This window comes from Thomasclavelia saccharogumia DSM 17460 (assembly GCF_000686665.1).
Classification (GTDB): Bacteria; Bacillota_I; Bacilli_A; order Erysipelotrichales; family Coprobacillaceae; genus Thomasclavelia; species Thomasclavelia saccharogumia.
Genome location: NZ_JMLH01000001.1, coordinates 1 through 17,685, shown reverse-complemented (window position 1 = coordinate 17,685; position 17,685 = coordinate 1). Strand labels below are relative to the sequence as shown.

The window sequence follows — 17,685 nt, the reverse complement described above, 5'->3', positions numbered from 1 at the left end:
ATGAGGTGATAAATTTATGTATAATCCACATCTTGAAACATTTTTAGTTGTGGCAGATTCAAGTAGTTTTTCAAAAGCATCACAAAAGTTATTCATTTCACCTACAGCAGTAATAAAACAAATTAATTTACTTGAAAATGAAATTGGTTTTCCACTATTTTATAGAGACAATAAAGGAATAACTTTAACAGATGCTGGAAAGTCATTTTATAATGATGTGACCTATCTGGTTCAATATGTAAAGGATTCTATTGTAAGAGCAAAGAGTGTCGAGAAAAAAAACAGTCATGCAATAAGATTGGGAACTTCGATAATGACACCATGTCAGTTTCTTTTAAGAGTATGGAATTCTGTACAACAATATTGTCCAGAAATAAAGTTTGAACTTATTTCATATGAAGATACTGCTGAAAACGCTAGAGAGATACTAACTAATTTGGGAAAGAATATTGATATAGTCGCCAATATCTATGACAATAATTTTTTAAAGGAAAATCATTGTAACGCTTTAGAACTAACTAAGGAATCAATTTGTGTTGCGGTACCAATGTATCATCCTTTGGCTCAAAAAGATATAATTGATATTAAAGATTTATATGGAGAAAATTTGATGTTAATTCGTCAGGGGTGGAATAGTTATATTGATTGTTTACGAGACGATATTTTGAAATATCATTCAAGAATAAATGTTATTGACTTTCAATTTTATGATATTGATATATTTAATTACTGTCAAAGCAGTGGTAATTTGCTTATGGCGATAGGAAATTGGCGTAATATCCATCCTTTGTTAAAGGTTATCCCAGTAAATTGGGATTATACTATTCCTTTTGGAATTATGTATTCTCTTGAACCTTCAAAAGATGTAAAAAAATTTATTAAGAATATTAAAAAGGTCTATCAAAATTAGTTTTAAGTACGAAAAATATAGATTAAAAAAATTATAAACAATAAATTTATCAACAAGGTTAAAAATCATCAAGAATTTTATAAAAGTAAAAATTTAAATTATGTATTTATGGTTAATAAAGACAAATATATAGGAATAGAGGTAATTATGAAGAAAAAAATAGGAAATTTATTTTTAATAACGACTATGGTATTAGGTAGTAGTGCTAATATAGTATCTAATGTTTTTGCACAAGATGTTCTTAATGAAGGCGATGTTGTATTAGGAAATACAACGGATTATGATAGCACAGGAAAATTTGCAGTAAACAGCTTAGAAGCTATGAAAACTGCTGAACCAGGTTATTATTTTGATGTTGTAGATCTAGATGATTCTACTAAACAAATGCGTATTACAAAATTACAACATGATATTTATCATATTGATGAGTGTACAGCAGCTTATGTAGCAGATGGTCCTACTAATAATGGAGCTTCTATCTATTTAGTTATTGGTGATAATCGTGCAGATATTATTGATGGGGGAAATGGAGAAGATTATAGTAGTCATTTTAGTGATAATATATTAAAAGAAATTTTTAATGCATTAGCTCCAAATGGAATTACTTCAGCTGTTATTACTCATAGTCATGGTGATCATACAGGACTATTTCGTGACGAAACTAGAAATGGCTATAAAGTATTAGGACAGGATGTCGTTATTAAAATTCATAAAGATGATTTATCTTCCTTAGCCTCAGTAATTAGAGATGGTGAATGTAAAATTGAGACTTTTGAAGATAATGATAAGATTTATGTTGGAAATCGAACTCTTACTGTTTATGGATTAAAAGCCCATACTGAGGGATCTTGTGCATTATTAGATGAAGAAGATCATGTTTTATTTAGTGGTGATGCATTAGGATCAGGTACAGTTTGGTTACAATCTGATGAAAATCAGTTAGTAGATTTTAAAAAAGGAGTAGATGAGTTAGTTGAGATAGTAAAAGATATGCCTGATTTAGCTTGTTATACAGGTCATAGATGGCAGGAAGCAAAAGGCGATGCTCATTCTAATGGTATAGCGGTACAAGAAGTCGGATTATGGCATATACTTGAATATCAAGCATTATTAAATAATATTGCTGCAGATAATTATGAAATCAATGCTGATTTTATTCCTGCTGGAGGAAATAGTAATTATGCTGCAATTTATTCATTAGATGCTGATTTAAATAATGATGGATATTATCCTGGAATATATGTGAGAAATATTGCTACAATTAAAAAACTTCAAGAAGAAACAGGTAGTAGTGAAAGAGCATTAAATAGTATTATTATTCCAAGATATGAAGCTGATGGGACTAAAACACAACAGCACATATCAACTACATTAAAATCACATTTATCAGTCAAAGACATAAATAAAATAAAAGATGCCGAAAATAATACAATAACTGTAGATGTACAATTAGTAGGTGTTAATCTAGTATCAGAATATAAAAATTGTGTTGATGAACCAGGAACAAGTTATTATAATATGCTAAGCTATTATGCAAATGTGTTACAAGTAAAAGAATTAGTAGATAAAAATGAAGGTTATACAATTATTGATAGTAAAGGTAACATGGTTGATGCCACATATGTTAATGAATTAGTTGGTTTGTTAAAACAAATTAATGATTTTGACCCAACTACAGATTTACAATATGATTGGGATTCTGCTTATGATACAGAGGCGTTTGCTACTGAAACATATCGAGGTGGAACAGATGTTATAGCTACTAGTAAAGAAGGAAATGTAACTTTAAAATTTCACATAGATGCTCATGGATGGTGGGGATACGATATAGGAATGCATGATTCAATCACAGGTGTAGTTATGGGATATGATGCTGATTATGCATACCAAAATCAACATGATTTAACGACACAGTATGGTAATTTCTTTGTTATTAAAATGAAGGAAGATGATGCTGGAACATGGTACATGATTAGAAATACAGATTTAGAAAATCCGATGATTTATGTAAGTAAAGACGGAAAAGAAGCATTTATGATCGATGTTGATTTTTATGGACAAAATGTATTAAATAGGGTTATAAAAAGTGTTATTGGTGATAAATGTGAATCATTAAAGATTTTCTGTACTCATAATCATCTTGATCATTGTGATAATCTTGCTATTATTGCTCAGGATGAAAGATTAAAAGAAATTACAACCATGTATTGGCCAGAAAATGAACCACATGCTAGAGTTAATGGAATTGATGTTGTTGCAGCTTTTCCTATTAAAACATTGTCAGATATGGAGAAATTTACAGTAGCTGGGGTTGAGTTCCAATTTATTGAAATTCCTAATGAACATACTCCAGGAGGTGGACAGTTAGCAGATCTAACTCATAAAGTAATTTATAGTGGTGATTCTTTAGGTGCTCAAATCCAATATGGGGGAACTAATTTTTATATGTCAAATGCTCAAAATTGGTTATTAGGAGCTCAAAAAGCAGCCAATTATATTGTTGAAAATGAAATAAGATATAATATTGGCGGACATACACCATATTTAAATAATCCTGAGTATGCAACATGGGTTGCTACAGCGATACAATATGCTTATGATCAAATTCAAGCTGATTCATCATGGAGTGGAGGTTTAGTAATTGTAGAAAATGGTGAGGTAGTATCGGCTCAAAGAGCAGCCCAATTACAAAGTGAAGGTTTAACTGATCGAGAAGTACTCAATGTATGCTCAATTACTTTTAGAAATAATTTAACGACTGCATATGATATAATTGATGGTCAGGATGGTACTTGGATAAAGGGAAACTCTAATGGAATCAATATAACAAGTAATGGTGAAAAAAATAGTTTTACAACATTATTAGTTGATAATGTTGTAGTTAGTAAAGATAATTATATAGTTGCTGAAAATGCAATGAGTATTATTCTTAATGCTGAATATTTAAAAACATTAGATGAAGGAAAACATAATGTAATGTTACAATTTACTAATGGTATTGCTAAAACATCAATTATGATAGAAGCTAATAAAACAGCATTATCAATTGCTATTGAAATGGCTGAAAAAGCTGATTTGGAAAATGTTGTACCAGTTGTAGTAACTGAATTCAACGAAGCTTTAACAAATGCAAGAGAAGTATATAGTAACGAAAAAGCTGCACAAGTTGAAGTAAATAATGCCTTTGATCGACTAGCAGATGTAATGCAGATGTTAGAATTCTTTAAAGGTGATAAAACAGCATTACAAAAACAAGTAGATCAAATCAATGGATTAGATGAAAGTAAATACATTGAATCATCATGGTCTGATATGTTAGCTGTATTGGAAAAAGCAAATGTTGTATTGGTTGATGTTAATGCAATGCAGGATGAAGTTGATGAAGTATATAGTGAATTAGTAAAAGCCTTCTTGAACTTGAGATTAAAACCAAATAAAGATTTATTGAATGATCTAATTAATAAGGCTCAAGGTTTAAATGCGGCAAGTTACAGTGCTGAATCATGGAATGTATTGCAAGAAACATTAAATGGTGTCCAAGCAGTATTAGATGATCCAGAAGCTACAGAAGCAGAAGTAGAAGCAGCTGTAGCAGCATTGAACAGTGCAATTGAAGGATTAGCAGTTGATCCAGAAGTACCTGTAATAAACGGAGATGCAACAAGCAGCACAGTAAAATCAGGAGATACAGCTGTAAGTATCAAGACTGGAGATACAACAAGTTTAGGTTATTCATTAGCAGGATTAGCATTAGCTTCAATGGTATTAGCAACAAACAAAAAAAGAAAGAAATAATTTTTAAAATTTGTAATATGAATTGTGTAAGTCAAGATGAGATACTCTTGACTACACAGTTTATAGTATTAAGGGAATCTTTATAGTCTAAATTTATTATTTTATTTCAAAATACTAAATATTAGAATCATAATGGGATAAAATAATTAATAAAACTGTTATGTATATATAGAAGTTTATTTCATTTATTTATGTAAAAAATAGATAATAAAATTGTACGTATTTATGTTTGAATTTATATAACCAGATATATAAAAGGGGAGAATTTTAGATGGAAATAATTTATAATAACCTAAAAAAAGGAATATGTTTTATCTTAGCATGGGTACTATTATTTCTATGTTTTATTTTAGATGTTTCAGCGTACGAGAACATCGATGGAGCAATCGAATATATTGAATCTAATGATGTATTATATAAAATAGAAAAACACGATAATGAGACCATTATTACTAATTTAATCACGAATGAAGTCACAAAAATAGTTCAGACTGGGGAATTTGCTTGTTTTATTAGTTTATCTAATGGAGAATTTCATTCTATTGATTTAAAAGATAACTACTTATATTTTGATAACGAAATAAAAGTTGCAAAAATAGAAAAATATGTAGAAGAAATTCAACCATTTGGGATGAATGGACCATGGTATTATGCATATACTATAAAATGTTCAAGTACTTATGATAAACAAGGACGAGAAATTGTTTCAGGAATTTTAGGTCTTATGCCACCTATAGGTACATCGGTTACAGTAATTTCGCTAATTGTTTCTGCAGTAGGAGGAAATAATCAAAAAGAAGTGTATTTTAAAATAGATACTTATCATGATGATTCATACAGATATTTAAGAGATCATATTACAGTTTATAAGAATTCTGATTATACTGGGGCAACGGGATCTTACTGGACAAACGCTAGAGCGAGTGTGTAGAGAAAGGAAATATTATGAAAGAAGTTCATTTGAGTAGTAAGACTTTGTTATATATTTTTTTTGTTAATTTGTTATCGCTAGCGTTTTTTTATTTATCTGGAAAAAGGATAGACTCCACGAAAAATATTAATTGGTATTATATGGGATTGGGTGTTGCAATGCAATTTCAAATTTTATGGATTTTATTGAAAAACAGGCATAAAAAGTAAGATGATGAAGGCAAATATGACAAAAGAAGTTCGTTTGAGTACTAAAAATCTAATAAACATTTATTTTCATAATTTATTATCAATCGGATGTTTTTATGTTTTTGGAAAAAATTTTGATCCTATAACCCATATTAATTGGAGTTTTGCAATATTGGGTATTGCAATGCAGCTTCAAATCTTACGAATCTTATTGAAAAACAGATATTTAAAAGATCGATAAATATTGTTTTAGTTAAAAATCTGTTAGTAAGTTTATAAATTATAGTGGAATAAATAATATTTTAAGTCTATAAAGAAATAAGAAAGTATGGTTATTATTTTTAAACCATACTTTTTATCGTTATACTAATTGATCTGGTTGAATCTAAGATGAATCTTATAGCATAAACTAGTTATCTGTATTATAATAAATAAAATAATGTTTATAGGAGGTGTAAAAATGAATTCCAGTGCTTATAAATTAAGTTATACAAAATTGAATGATAGTAAGGTATTTAGAGATGCAGTTCATAATTATATTCATGTAGACCAGCCGGTTTTATTAGAATTGATTAATTCTAAAGAAATGCAGCGGTTACGAAGAATAAAACAATTAGGGGGTACGCATCAAGTATATCAAAGTGCGGAGCACTCGAGATTTTGTCATTCGTTAGGTGTTTATTTTATCGTGCGTAAAATGATTTTTAATAGTGAAATAGGTGATTATATAAATGATTATGATAAATTGACAGTTATGTGTGCTGCTTTATTGCATGATCTTGGTCATGGACCATTTTCACACTGTTTTGAAGAGGCTTTCGGATTTAATCATGAAGAATATACGATTAAGATTATTAATAATGATAGTGAAGTACATCATATTTTAGAAAATTTTGAACCAGGATTTTCTAAAAAGGTGAGCAGTGTGATAGCAAAAACGCATCCAAATAAGATTTTGATTCAAATGATTTCTAGTCAATTAGATGCTGATAGAATGGATTATTTACTTAGAGATTCATATTTTACGGGAACTACTTATGGACATTTTGATTTATATCGGATTTTAAGGGTCATGAAAGTGTTTAATAATAAAATTGTTTATAAAGCTTCAGGTGTTCAGGCGATTGAAAACTATATTTTAGCTAGATATCATATGTATTGGCAGGTTTATTATCATCCAACTTCAAGAAGTTATGAACAATTGTTGATTAGTATTTTTAGAAGAATGAAAGATCTTTATCTTGCTGGATATGATTTTGGAGAGATTCGTTATTTAGAGCCTTTTTTAAAAGGAAAAGTAAATGTGGTTGATTATATAAATTTAGATGAAAATATCGTATTATATTATTTTAGGTTTTTAAGTGAAGGGAAAGATAAAATATTGGCCGATTTATGTAATCGTTTTTTAAATCGAAAATTATTTATATATCGTGATTTAAATAATAGTGATGAAAAGTTAAAGATGATGGCTCGATATGAAAAAAAAGGCTATGATCCCCGCTATTATGTTGTTAGCGATGATCAAAGCCAAATTCCATATTTGTATTATGATAATGATGAAACAGAAGCAATTGAGATCTTAATAAATCATCAAACTAAAGCTTTACCAGAAGTATCAGAAATTGTTGGAGCAATAATTAATTCAAAAAAGAATAAAATAGATCATAAAATATTTTATCCTGAATCATAAGATTCAGGATTACGTTTTTTTAAACCAGTAAACAACACCATTTTCATCAAAATCCCCAGTTAAGGGATTAATAGCAATTTCTTGAATGTTTTTAGAAGGCTGGTACCAGGTAACTTCTTTAGTTTCATTAGTATAATTTAAAACATCAACTACTGTCTTTTTAGCAACCGTTTTATCGTTTGTAGTCTCCATTTTGCGATTATCATCATATCCTACCCAGCTGGCGACTAGAATGTTAGGATTATATGCAACTGCAAGATTGTCAAAATCAGTGCTGCCTGTTTTACAGGCATTGATATTATCTAGCTGATAAGCTGCCATCGTTGCTTGTAAATAAGTACTGAATACACTGTTAAAACTTCCGGTCAAAAGCTGCGATAAAACTAAACAACTATCTTGATTCAACATCTTTTCATTTTTGGATTTATGCTGATAAAGAATATCACCATTATTATTAGTTATTTTTTCTATTGTATAGAGATGATTATAAATTCCTTCACTGGCAATAGCATTATACATATTAGCTAGATTATAAATGTTGGTATTAACAGTACCTAATGCTAGGGAAGCATTAGTTTTAACATTTTCAATACCAAATTTTTTTATTAATGTTGCAAGATTTTCGGTACCTAGAAATAAGTGAGTCTTAACTGCAAAAATATTATCAGATACAGCCAGAGCCTGAGCTAAAGTAATGTCTTTGTATGCATACTTATCATTATAATTACTAGGACTATAAGTACTATTATCTTCGAGTTTAAAAGTCGTTGGTTCATCTAGAAATGTAGTTGCTGGGGTAAAACCATTTTCTAGTGCAAGATAGTATAATAAAGGTTTTACAGTGCTGCCGATTTGCCGATTGGATTTAGTGGCCCGATTAAATTGAGAACTTGAATAATCTTTTCCACCAATCAAAGCTAGAATTTTACTTGTATAAGGTTCTACAACAATACTAGACGTTTCAACCTCACTATCTTTAGTATAATTTTTAGCACTTTTTTCAAGTATATTTTGATAATCTTGATTAAAAGTAGTATAGACATTTAATCCCTGATTTAAATAGGTATTGTTGTAATAACCTAGTTCTTCAAGTTCATCAATAACTGTGTCTTTATAAAAATTGTTAGCGAGATTTTCATCTACTTTGTGTTCAGAGGCTAGGTTAAGATCACTTTTTAACACTTTTTCTTTTTGCTCATTAGTTATTTTATGACAATCAATCAAAGCATCTAAAACAATTGCTTGTCTTTTACGAGCAGCTTCTTGATCATTGAGAGGCGAATAGTAAGTAGGGCCGTTAACGACCCCCGCTAACATACTACTTTCATTTAGATCTAGATCTTTGGCACTTTTACCATAAAAGTATTGGGCAGCATTTTCAATTCCATAAATACCATGACCAAAATATACATTATTTACATATCCTTCTAATATTTCATCTTTACTTAAATGAGTTTCTAACTGCATTGTTAAGAAAGCTTCTTTCATTTTTCTAGACCATGATTTTTCATTAGTTAAGTATAGTAAACGAGCATACTGCTGGGTGATAGTACTAGCCCCTTGAGATTTTTTTTGATTTGTAAGATTAACTTTAATGGCCCGCATGATACCAATGGGATCAAAGCCGCGATGTTTATAAAAACGTTGATCTTCAATAGCAACGATACTATCTTTAAAATAACTACTTACGTTATCTAACGTGACATAATGACCAGCATAATCGTTAATTGACTGATAGTAAATTTCTTGATTATTATCATATAGTTTTAAATAACGATTTTTATTTAAATCTGGTTCTCCCATTGAATAAGCAATAATATATAAAGATAAAAGAATACCTGTAAAACTTGCTAAAATAGTTATTAGTATTTTTATTAATTTTTTCATTATCTCACCAAAAGTATTCTTGACGAATTTGTGTTATAATATGCACGGTGATATAATGAAAAAGTTAATTAAGATCAAATATCGAAATATTTTTAAATATGAAGATCATCAAGAAGTTATTAAATTTGATGAAAATGGTTATTTAGAAGAATTTAATGGCTATAAAGCTATTAGTTTTGTAAAAGATCGACAAATTAAAATAGAAATCAAAACAAATGAAATAGTTTTACATAATGGTAAGGGTATTTTACACCTTGTTTTAAATGAAGATGTTTTAAATGATTATCAAACAGATTATGGGGTAATTTCTTTAAAGACAAGGCTCATTCATTATGAGGCGGGTAACACTATTAAGATAAAGTATGAGTTGTATGAAGGATTAAATTTAGTTAGTCAAGTTTACATGATGATATCTTATTCAGTATTGGAGAGTTGAAATGAAATTATTAAAGTTTTTATCTAATCGCATAGTAATATCATTTATTTTGATTGTAATTCAGATGATATGGGTAGCATTGTTTATGCATTTTCTTTTTATTGATTCAAGGACATTGCGCTGGTTATTTACGATTTTAAGTATATTTGTGACTTTATATATTATCAATAATGATAACGATGACCCAGGATATAAGATTATTTGGCTGATACCGATTTTATCTTTTCCGGTTTTTGGCGGTTTGTTGTATATTGTTTTTGGGAATAAAAAACCAACAAAGGGATTACAAGAAGCTTTTAATAATCAAAATGAAGCTATTAAGCCTTATATTTATTTTAATGATGTAAAAGATAAAATAGATGATCCTATTATTAAAGGACAAGTAAATTATTTAGTGAATGAAAAATTTCCTATTTATAATAATAGTGAAATTAAGTATTATTCATTAGGTGATGAAGCTTATCCGGATTTATTAGAGGAATTAAGCAAAGCAAAACATTTTATTTTTATGGAATATTTTATTGTTGAAGAAGGAAAGATGTTTAATACAGTTTTAAATATTTTGAAGCAAAAAGTTAAAGAAGGTGTTGAAGTACGTTTTATGTACGATGATGTGGGTTCTTTGACGATGCTGCCGTTTAAATATTATCAGCATTTAGAAAGCTATGGAATAAAATGTATTGCTTTTAATCATTTTGTACCTTTCATTTCAGCAGTGATGAATACCCGTGATCATCGCAAGATTACCGTTATTGATGGAAATGTTGGCTTTAGTGGCGGATTTAATTTAGCTGATGAATATATCAATGTTCGTGTTAAATATGGGCATTGGAAAGATACCGGGGTAATGATTCGTGGTGAAGCTGTATGGAATCTAACTTTGATGTTTTTAACGACCTGGAATGCTTCTTTAAATACATATGAGGATTATGATAAATATCATCCTCGTCATTATCCACTTGAATCAGTAAAGGCAATAGGTTTTATTTTACCATATGGAGATTCGCCGCTTGATAATAAACCAGTAGGAAAAAATGTTTATTTGAATATGATAAATCAAGCACAAAAATATATATATATTGATACACCATATTTGATTATTAATGATGAGTTGAAAAACGCTCTTTGTTTAGCAGTACAACGTGGTGTTGATGTAAGGATAATAACACCTGGAATCCCAGATAAAAAACTAGTATTTAAAGTAACTCGTTCTTATTATGAGCCACTGGTCAATGAAGGAGTCAAAATTTATGAATATACACCGGGATTCATTCATGCTAAAAATTTTGTTTGTGATGATAAAGTGGCAACGGTAGGGACAATAAATTTGGATTATCGCAGTCTGTATTTACATTTTGAATGTGGGGTTTATATTTATAACGCATCAGTTATCAATGATATCAAGCAGGATTTTTTAAAAACAATAGCCCTAGGAAAAGAAATGACTATAGCTGATGTTAAACGCGGTCGCTTTAGAGGCTGGTTAGAGGCGATACTGAGATTATTTGCACCACTATTGTAGAGCTTTTATTTTATAGATTTTAATAGATAAAGTATTTAGATAAATTGTTTTAAAAACATTGACTTCATGCGGGTTTAATGGTAATTTAATTAAGATATGTGGTAAAAACGTAAGGAGGACAATAATGGCAATCAATAAGATAGAAACGACTTTAAAAAGTGCGTTGAAAAATGCGATAATAGCATGTGGATTTGTAGAAGAATATGATCAGGAAAATATTATAATTGAGATTCCTAAAGATAAAGCACATGGCGATTATTCAACAAATTTAGCGATGCAGTTAACAAAGTTATTAAAAAGAAATCCACGTGAAATTGCTAATGCAATAGTAGAGTCATTAGATAGAGAAACAGCCAATATTGAAAAAATAGAAATTGCAGGACCAGGGTTCATAAATTTATTTTTAGCTAAAGATGCAATGACATCTGTCATCAAAGAAGTATTAGAAGAAAAAGATAACTATGGTAAAAGCAATTATGGTAATGGAATAAAATATAATGTTGAATTTGTTTCAGCAAATCCAACTGGTGATTTACACTTAGGTCATGCTAAAGGTGCTGCAGTAGGTGATAGTATTTGTCGAATCATGAGTGCGGCTGGTTATGATGTAACACGTGAATATTATATAAATGATGCCGGAAATCAAATTTATAATTTAGCATTATCTTTATATGCACGTTATAAACAAGCTTTTAATCAAGAAGCAATAATGCCAGAAGATGGTTATCATGGAAAGGATATAATTGATATTGCGAATAAAATTAAAGAAGTTGATGGTGATAAGTATTTAAATTTGCCAGAAGATGAAGCAATTTCGTTTTTTAGAGCTAAGGGAACTGAGTATGAATTACAAAAAATCAAAGATATTTTAAATGAGTTTAGAGTTTCGTTTGATGTATGGTTTTCAGAAACTTCTTTGTATGAAGAAAATAAAGTTGTACCAACGATCGAGAAGTTAAAACAAGCCGGATATACTTATGAAGAAGATGGCGCATTATGGTTTAAATCAACTCAATTTGGTGATGATAAAGATCGAGTTTTAATTAAAAGAGATGGATCATATACCTATTTGACCCCAGATATTGCCTATCATTTAAATAAATTAGACCGTGGCTATGAATATTTAGTTGATTTATTAGGAGCTGATCATCATGGATATATTAATCGAATGAAGGCTGCAATCCAGGCTCTTGGATATAATGCTGATCAATTAAACATTGATATTATTCAAATGGTGAGAATGATGAATGATGGAGAACCAGTTAAAATGTCAAAAAGAACTGGTAATGCTGTAACGATAAAAGATTTAATCGAAGAAATTGGGGTTGATGCAACACGTTATTTCTTTGTTTCTAAAGCAGCTAATACACCATTTGATTTTGATATTGCTTTAGCTAAATCAAAATCAAATGAAAATCCGGTGTACTATGCTCAATATGCGCATGCTAGAATGTGTTCAATTAAAGTACAGGCGGCTAAAACTAATATTGTTTACAGTGATAAATTTGATTTATTAGTTAATGATAAAGAAATTGAATTAGTTAAGCATATTAATGAATTTAAAAACGTAATTATTGATGGAGCGATAAATCGAGCACCACATAAAATTGCTAATTATATTCAAAGATTAGCCCAATTATTTCATAGTTTTTATAATGAATGCTATGTTATTGATGAAAATAATCTTGAATTAAGTGGACAAAGATTAGCATTAGTGGAGGCTACAAGAATTACAATGGCTAATGCTTTGAATTTGATTGGAGTAAGTGCTCCAGAAAAAATGTAGGAGGATCGTTAAAATGGATAGTATGAATAAATATTATAACATGTCTATGGTTGATGTTGCATTTGAATTAATGTCTAAAAAGAGATCTGCAGTTAATTTCTATAAATTATGGGAAGAAGTTTGTCAAATGAAGAAGTTTGATGAAACAGAAAAAGATGATAAAGAATCATTATTCTATACTAATATTACTTTAGATGGGCGCTTTATCACTGTAGGTGAAAATAATTGGGATTTAAGAAGTCGTCATAAATTTAGTGATGTTCATATCGACATGAATGATATCTATGCTGATGATGAAGAAGATGTATCTGAAGAACCGGAAGAAGATGTGGATTCAACAATTGAAGATGATTATAATTAAGCAGGACTTAGGTTTTGCTTTTTTATAGGTAAAGAGAAATGATCAGAAAAATAACTATAGATGATTATGAAGCAATTGCTAAATTACTAATTAAAGCATTTAAAGCTGCTCCTTGGAATGAAGAGTGGGATTATTATCAAGCATTTTAAAGGGTAGAACAATTAGATGATGGTAAATATACAAGATGCTATGTTTATTTGATAAATACTAAAGTAGCTGTTATGTGTGGAAAAATAGTTACTTATGTTGAAGATATTGCATTAATGATTGAAGATTTTTATGTTGATCCAGATTATCAAAGGATGGGGATTGGTGGTAAAATGTTAACTTTACTTGAAAAAAAAAGTAAATGAAGTTGATAGTTTTATGTTATTGACAGGAAAAGGTTTTTATAGTGTTGATTTTTATCAAAAAATGGGTTTATGATACAGAATGCTGTTATTTTTATGAGAAAAAATACGTTGATAAATTTTTATTATATAGATGAGATATAGAAGGGAAATATGGTATGTTAAGTCAGTTCAAAGGAATAAAACTAAAATGGTATCATTTTGCTATTTTTTGGTTACCAGGTGGTATTTTTTGGTTATCTTGTTTATTGGCATATCAGTGTAGAAACACAAAGATAATATAAAAGGCATCGAATTCGATGTCTTTTATATTATTTCATCAATTAGACCGTATTTTAAAGCTTCAGCTGGTTCTAAAAAATAGTCACGATCAGTATCTATAATTATTTTATTTAAAGGCTGATTTGTATTTTGACTTAAGATTTTATTTAACTTCTCTTTTTGTTTTAAAATACGCTTAGCATTGATTTCAATATCGCTCGCCTGGCCCTCAAAAGCACCTAAAGGCTGGTGAATCATAATTTCGCTATTAGGCAGACTGCAACGTTTTCCTTTAGAACCGGAACTAAGTATAAAAGCAGCCATACTTGCAGCCATTCCAATAACGATAGTAGAAACATCACATTTAATAAAATTCATGGTATCATAAATAGCCATTCCCGCATTAATGCTGCCTCCAGGAGAGTTAATATACATAAAAATATCAGCACTACTATCAATAGATTCTAAATATAATAATTGACCAACAATACTACTGGCCATTTTATCATCGATGGTACCAGTTAATAAAATAATTCGATCTTCTAGAAGGCGTGAATAAATATCATAGGCATATTCACGCTGATTTGTCTTTTCGATTACAGTAGGAATTAAATGCATTATCTTACCTCCATATTTAAGTATAGTGATTAAAAAAATAATTATTCATTTTATCTTTTATTTAATTGAAATGAAATCAGTTATATTTTTGATTTTATTTATGATGAAATTTAATTTTTAATTATTTTTTTAATGAAACCCATTTCATTAGTTGCTTTTCTTTAATTTCTGGAATATAATATGTTCATAAAGAACATTCAAGGAGGAATATAAAGAATGGCAGTAAAAGTAGCAATTAATGGATTTGGACGTATTGGACGTCTTGCATTCAGACAAATGTTTGGTGCTGAAGGATATGAAGTTGTAGCAATCAACGATTTAACTGATCCAAAAATGTTAGCACATTTATTAAAATATGATTCAGCACAAGGTAAATATGCATTAGCTGATACAGTTTCAGCTGGTGAAGGATCTATTACAGTAGATGGTAAAGAAATTAAAATTTATGCAGAAGCAGATGCTTCAAAATTACCTTGGGGTGAATTAGGAGTAGACGTAGTATTAGAATGTACAGGTTTCTATACTTCTAAAGCTAAATCTCAAGCTCATATTGATGCAGGAGCTAAAAAAGTTGTTATCTCTGCACCAGCAGGAAATGACTTACCAACAGTTGTATTTGGTGTAAACGAAAGTGTTTTAACTGCTGATGATACTATTATCTCTGCAGCTTCTTGTACAACAAACTGTTTAGCACCTATGGCTAATGCTTTAAATAAATTAGCACCAATCAAATCTGGTATCATGTTAACAGTACATGCTTATACTGGAGATCAAATGGTGTTAGATGGACCTCATAGAAAAGGTGATTTAAGAAGAGCTCGTGCAGCTGCAGTAAATATTGTACCTAACTCAACTGGTGCAGCAAAAGCTATTGGATTAGTAATCCCAGAATTAAATGGTAAATTAATTGGTTCAGCTCAACGTGTACCTGTTCCTACTGGATCAACTACAATCTTAACTTCAGTTGTTGAAGGTGAAGTTACAGTTGATGAAGTAAATGCAGCTATGAAAGCAGCAACAACTCCATCATTTGGATACACTGAAGAACCATTAGTATCTTCTGATATTATTGGAATTACTTATGGATCATTATTTGATGCAACTCAAACTATGGTTAAACCATTAGATAATAGTACTACTGAAGTTCAAACTGTTGCATGGTATGATAATGAAAATTCATATACTTCTAACATGGTTAGAACAATCAAATATTTTGCTGAATTAACAAAATAATTAATTGAAACTTAATGCAAAGACTAGTCATTGACTAGTCTTTTTCGTTATTATTTAATATAAGTTTTATATGTAATTTGAGATTATTTGTATGAATATTACATTTTCAGAGAATTTGAAATTACAAAATTCATTTATTTTACTACGATTGAATGAGCCTTGATATGACGCTAAAAATAAGATGGACACCAAAATAAGGTTCTTTCTTACTTTAAGGTAAACATTAAAAAGAGATTTCTTAAATGATTATTAAATATGATCATTTTTTGAAATCTCTTATTTTTAATTACCCATTATCGAGTAAGAACCCAAAATAAGAGGTGTCCTTTTTTATACGATAAAAGCGTTAAATATAAATATTTATACGGATATGAAATTATTAAACAGGAAGCTATTGATTCAATGCTTTCTTTAAATCCAAAACAAATTGTGTCTGTTGCTTTTTTAAATACGATTTTACAAATGGCTTCATAAACCATTTTTTTAAAATTACATTTTCTGTGAAATCTATTTGTGTTTCATTTCCTTTAGAAGTAAAAATACCAATCCAATGTCCTTTCATATTACTGTTTTCCATATCAAATTCCCATCGTTTATGCGGTTCTACAAATGTAATAGTAAAGGAAGTAGCATATCCCTCTTTAGTATACTCGATAAATTTATTATCATCTATTATTTCTGCTTTACTTAAATCGCTTCGCCACATACTATATTTATCAATATCTAAAATAATTTTCCAAACTTTATAAATATCGCTATTGAGAATACATTTTATATTTGAAGTTACCATTTTAACACTTCCTTTCAAATTTTAGTTTTCTCATAAACTAAAATTTGCTCATAACACTTTTTCAAGAAATAAATGATCTTTGTGGGCTATGGTATTACCTATTTTCATAGAAGCTGTCGCAATGACTTGAAAACCTAATTTCTTATATAGCGATATTGCAGGAATGTTTTGACTTCCAGTATCAAGTCTCAATACTTTACAAGAATTATTCTTTGCCATTTCCATAGCATAACGCATAAGAGATGATGCAATTCCTTTTCCTGACATACTTGGGCGAACTATAAGCAAGTGAATAACCATTACTTCATTATCTGTTAAAGTTTGTCCCCAGATAATTCCTGCGTATTCTATCGGCTGTACATTATCTATAATTATACTAGCAGCAATACTGCCTGCCTTTTCGTACACATATAATGTTCCAACATTTATAGCTTTTTCAGTATCTTTTCTGGTAGGATATATCCCTTTTTTAAATACTGTAAATGCGCCATATTCAATCTCGTGTTTAAAATGCTCATTATAAATATCTTCAACCTGTTCAATATCATTGAATGTTGCTTTTCTAATCATATAATGTAACCCTTCAAATTGTTGATTAGCACATTATATAAACAAAAAAAGACAGGAACAAATCAAATTAAATTAATAAATATAAAAAAACAGCTGAAATAATTTGATAAATTAATATGCAAATTATCTCAGCTGTTTTATTATTATGTTTAAGGAGATCGGCATACAAAAAAAGAAAGGATCATTAGATTGCAGTCCTACCTTCCTTTTTTCCAAAAACATATGTATGTCTTGTACATGATTATGATAACATTTAAAACACTTTCTTTCAACAGTTATTCTCAAAACTCTTATGATAATGATGTAAGATCATTAGATCTTAATAAATTTAAATGTACCTGTGGTTCTACTGGACAT

At 29.3% G+C, this 17,685-nt stretch carries 14 protein-coding genes and 1 pseudogene; 11 read left to right on the top strand and 4 right to left on the bottom strand.

The annotated features are described in order from the left end of the window. Nucleotides 1-16 precede the first annotated feature (16 nt). From BR82_RS0100080 to BR82_RS0100055, 5 genes are all read left to right on the top strand, one after another. Nucleotides 17-910, top strand: coding sequence for a LysR family transcriptional regulator (locus BR82_RS0100080; protein ID WP_027088459.1), 894 nt, complete (start codon nucleotides 17-19; stop codon nucleotides 908-910). A 147-nt stretch (nucleotides 911-1,057) separates the two neighbouring features. Beyond that, nucleotides 1,058-4,705: an MBL fold metallo-hydrolase gene (locus tag BR82_RS0100075; RefSeq protein WP_027088458.1), complete on the top strand. Its 3,648-nt coding sequence runs from the start codon at nucleotides 1,058-1,060 to the stop codon at nucleotides 4,703-4,705. Nucleotides 4,706-4,976: 271 nt separating this feature from the next. After that, on the top strand, nucleotides 4,977-5,636 hold the full coding sequence (locus BR82_RS0100070) for a hypothetical protein (protein ID WP_027088457.1): 660 nt from the start codon (nucleotides 4,977-4,979) through the stop codon (nucleotides 5,634-5,636). A 225-nt stretch (nucleotides 5,637-5,861) separates the two neighbouring features. Further along, nucleotides 5,862-6,065, top strand: coding sequence for a hypothetical protein (locus BR82_RS0100060; protein ID WP_027088455.1), 204 nt, complete (start codon nucleotides 5,862-5,864; stop codon nucleotides 6,063-6,065). A gap of 219 nt (nucleotides 6,066-6,284) precedes the next feature. Further along, complete coding sequence (locus BR82_RS0100055; protein WP_027088454.1) at nucleotides 6,285-7,514, top strand: HD domain-containing protein; 1,230 nt, start codon at nucleotides 6,285-6,287, stop codon at nucleotides 7,512-7,514. A 9-nt stretch (nucleotides 7,515-7,523) separates the two neighbouring features. Here the strand turns inward: BR82_RS0100055 and BR82_RS0100050 are convergent, their stop codons facing one another. Next, entirely contained in the window at nucleotides 7,524-9,401 is a 1,878-nt protein-coding gene (locus BR82_RS0100050) for a transglycosylase domain-containing protein (RefSeq protein ID WP_027088453.1), read from the bottom strand. Nucleotides 9,402-9,456: 55 nt separating this feature from the next. On the opposite strand from BR82_RS0100050, the gene BR82_RS0100045 reads away from it, so the two are divergent. The 5 genes and pseudogenes from BR82_RS0100045 to BR82_RS17535 form a co-directional block, all read left to right on the top strand. Then, a complete protein-coding gene (locus BR82_RS0100045; protein WP_240474468.1) occupies nucleotides 9,457-9,837 on the top strand; it encodes a DUF1934 domain-containing protein in 381 nt (126 codons plus the stop codon). Between the two features lies 1 nt (nucleotide 9,838). Then, nucleotides 9,839-11,359 (top strand): cardiolipin synthase, encoded by a 1,521-nt coding sequence (gene cls / locus BR82_RS0100040; protein WP_027088451.1) that lies wholly within the window; start codon nucleotides 9,839-9,841, stop codon nucleotides 11,357-11,359. A 124-nt stretch (nucleotides 11,360-11,483) separates the two neighbouring features. Further along, complete coding sequence (gene argS / locus BR82_RS0100035; protein ID WP_027088450.1) at nucleotides 11,484-13,145, top strand: arginine--tRNA ligase; 1,662 nt, start codon at nucleotides 11,484-11,486, stop codon at nucleotides 13,143-13,145. Nucleotides 13,146-13,158: 13 nt separating this feature from the next. Beyond that, entirely contained in the window at nucleotides 13,159-13,506 is a 348-nt protein-coding gene (rpoE, locus tag BR82_RS0100030) for a DNA-directed RNA polymerase subunit delta (RefSeq protein WP_027088449.1), read from the top strand. A gap of 194 nt (nucleotides 13,507-13,700) precedes the next feature. Continuing rightward, nucleotides 13,701-13,859, top strand: a pseudogene (locus tag BR82_RS17535) (GNAT family N-acetyltransferase); the annotation flags it as partial. Nucleotides 13,860-14,162: 303 nt separating this feature from the next. On the opposite strand, the gene BR82_RS0100020 reads toward BR82_RS17535, so the two are convergent. After that, complete coding sequence (locus tag BR82_RS0100020; RefSeq protein ID WP_027088448.1) at nucleotides 14,163-14,735, bottom strand: ATP-dependent Clp protease proteolytic subunit; 573 nt, start codon at nucleotides 14,733-14,735, stop codon at nucleotides 14,163-14,165. 216 nt (nucleotides 14,736-14,951) lie between these two features. Between BR82_RS0100020 and gap the strand changes: the two genes are divergently transcribed. Beyond that, nucleotides 14,952-15,968 (top strand): type I glyceraldehyde-3-phosphate dehydrogenase, encoded by a 1,017-nt coding sequence (gene gap, locus BR82_RS0100015; protein WP_027088447.1) that lies wholly within the window; start codon nucleotides 14,952-14,954, stop codon nucleotides 15,966-15,968. A 391-nt stretch (nucleotides 15,969-16,359) separates the two neighbouring features. On the opposite strand, the gene BR82_RS0100010 is transcribed toward gap, so the two are convergent. Further along, a complete protein-coding gene (locus BR82_RS0100010; protein ID WP_027088446.1) occupies nucleotides 16,360-16,758 on the bottom strand; it encodes an SRPBCC family protein in 399 nt (132 codons plus the stop codon). A gap of 48 nt (nucleotides 16,759-16,806) precedes the next feature. Then, nucleotides 16,807-17,328, bottom strand: coding sequence for a GNAT family N-acetyltransferase (locus tag BR82_RS0100005; protein WP_027088445.1), 522 nt, complete (start codon nucleotides 17,326-17,328; stop codon nucleotides 16,807-16,809). Between the last annotated feature and the right edge of the window lie 357 nt (nucleotides 17,329-17,685).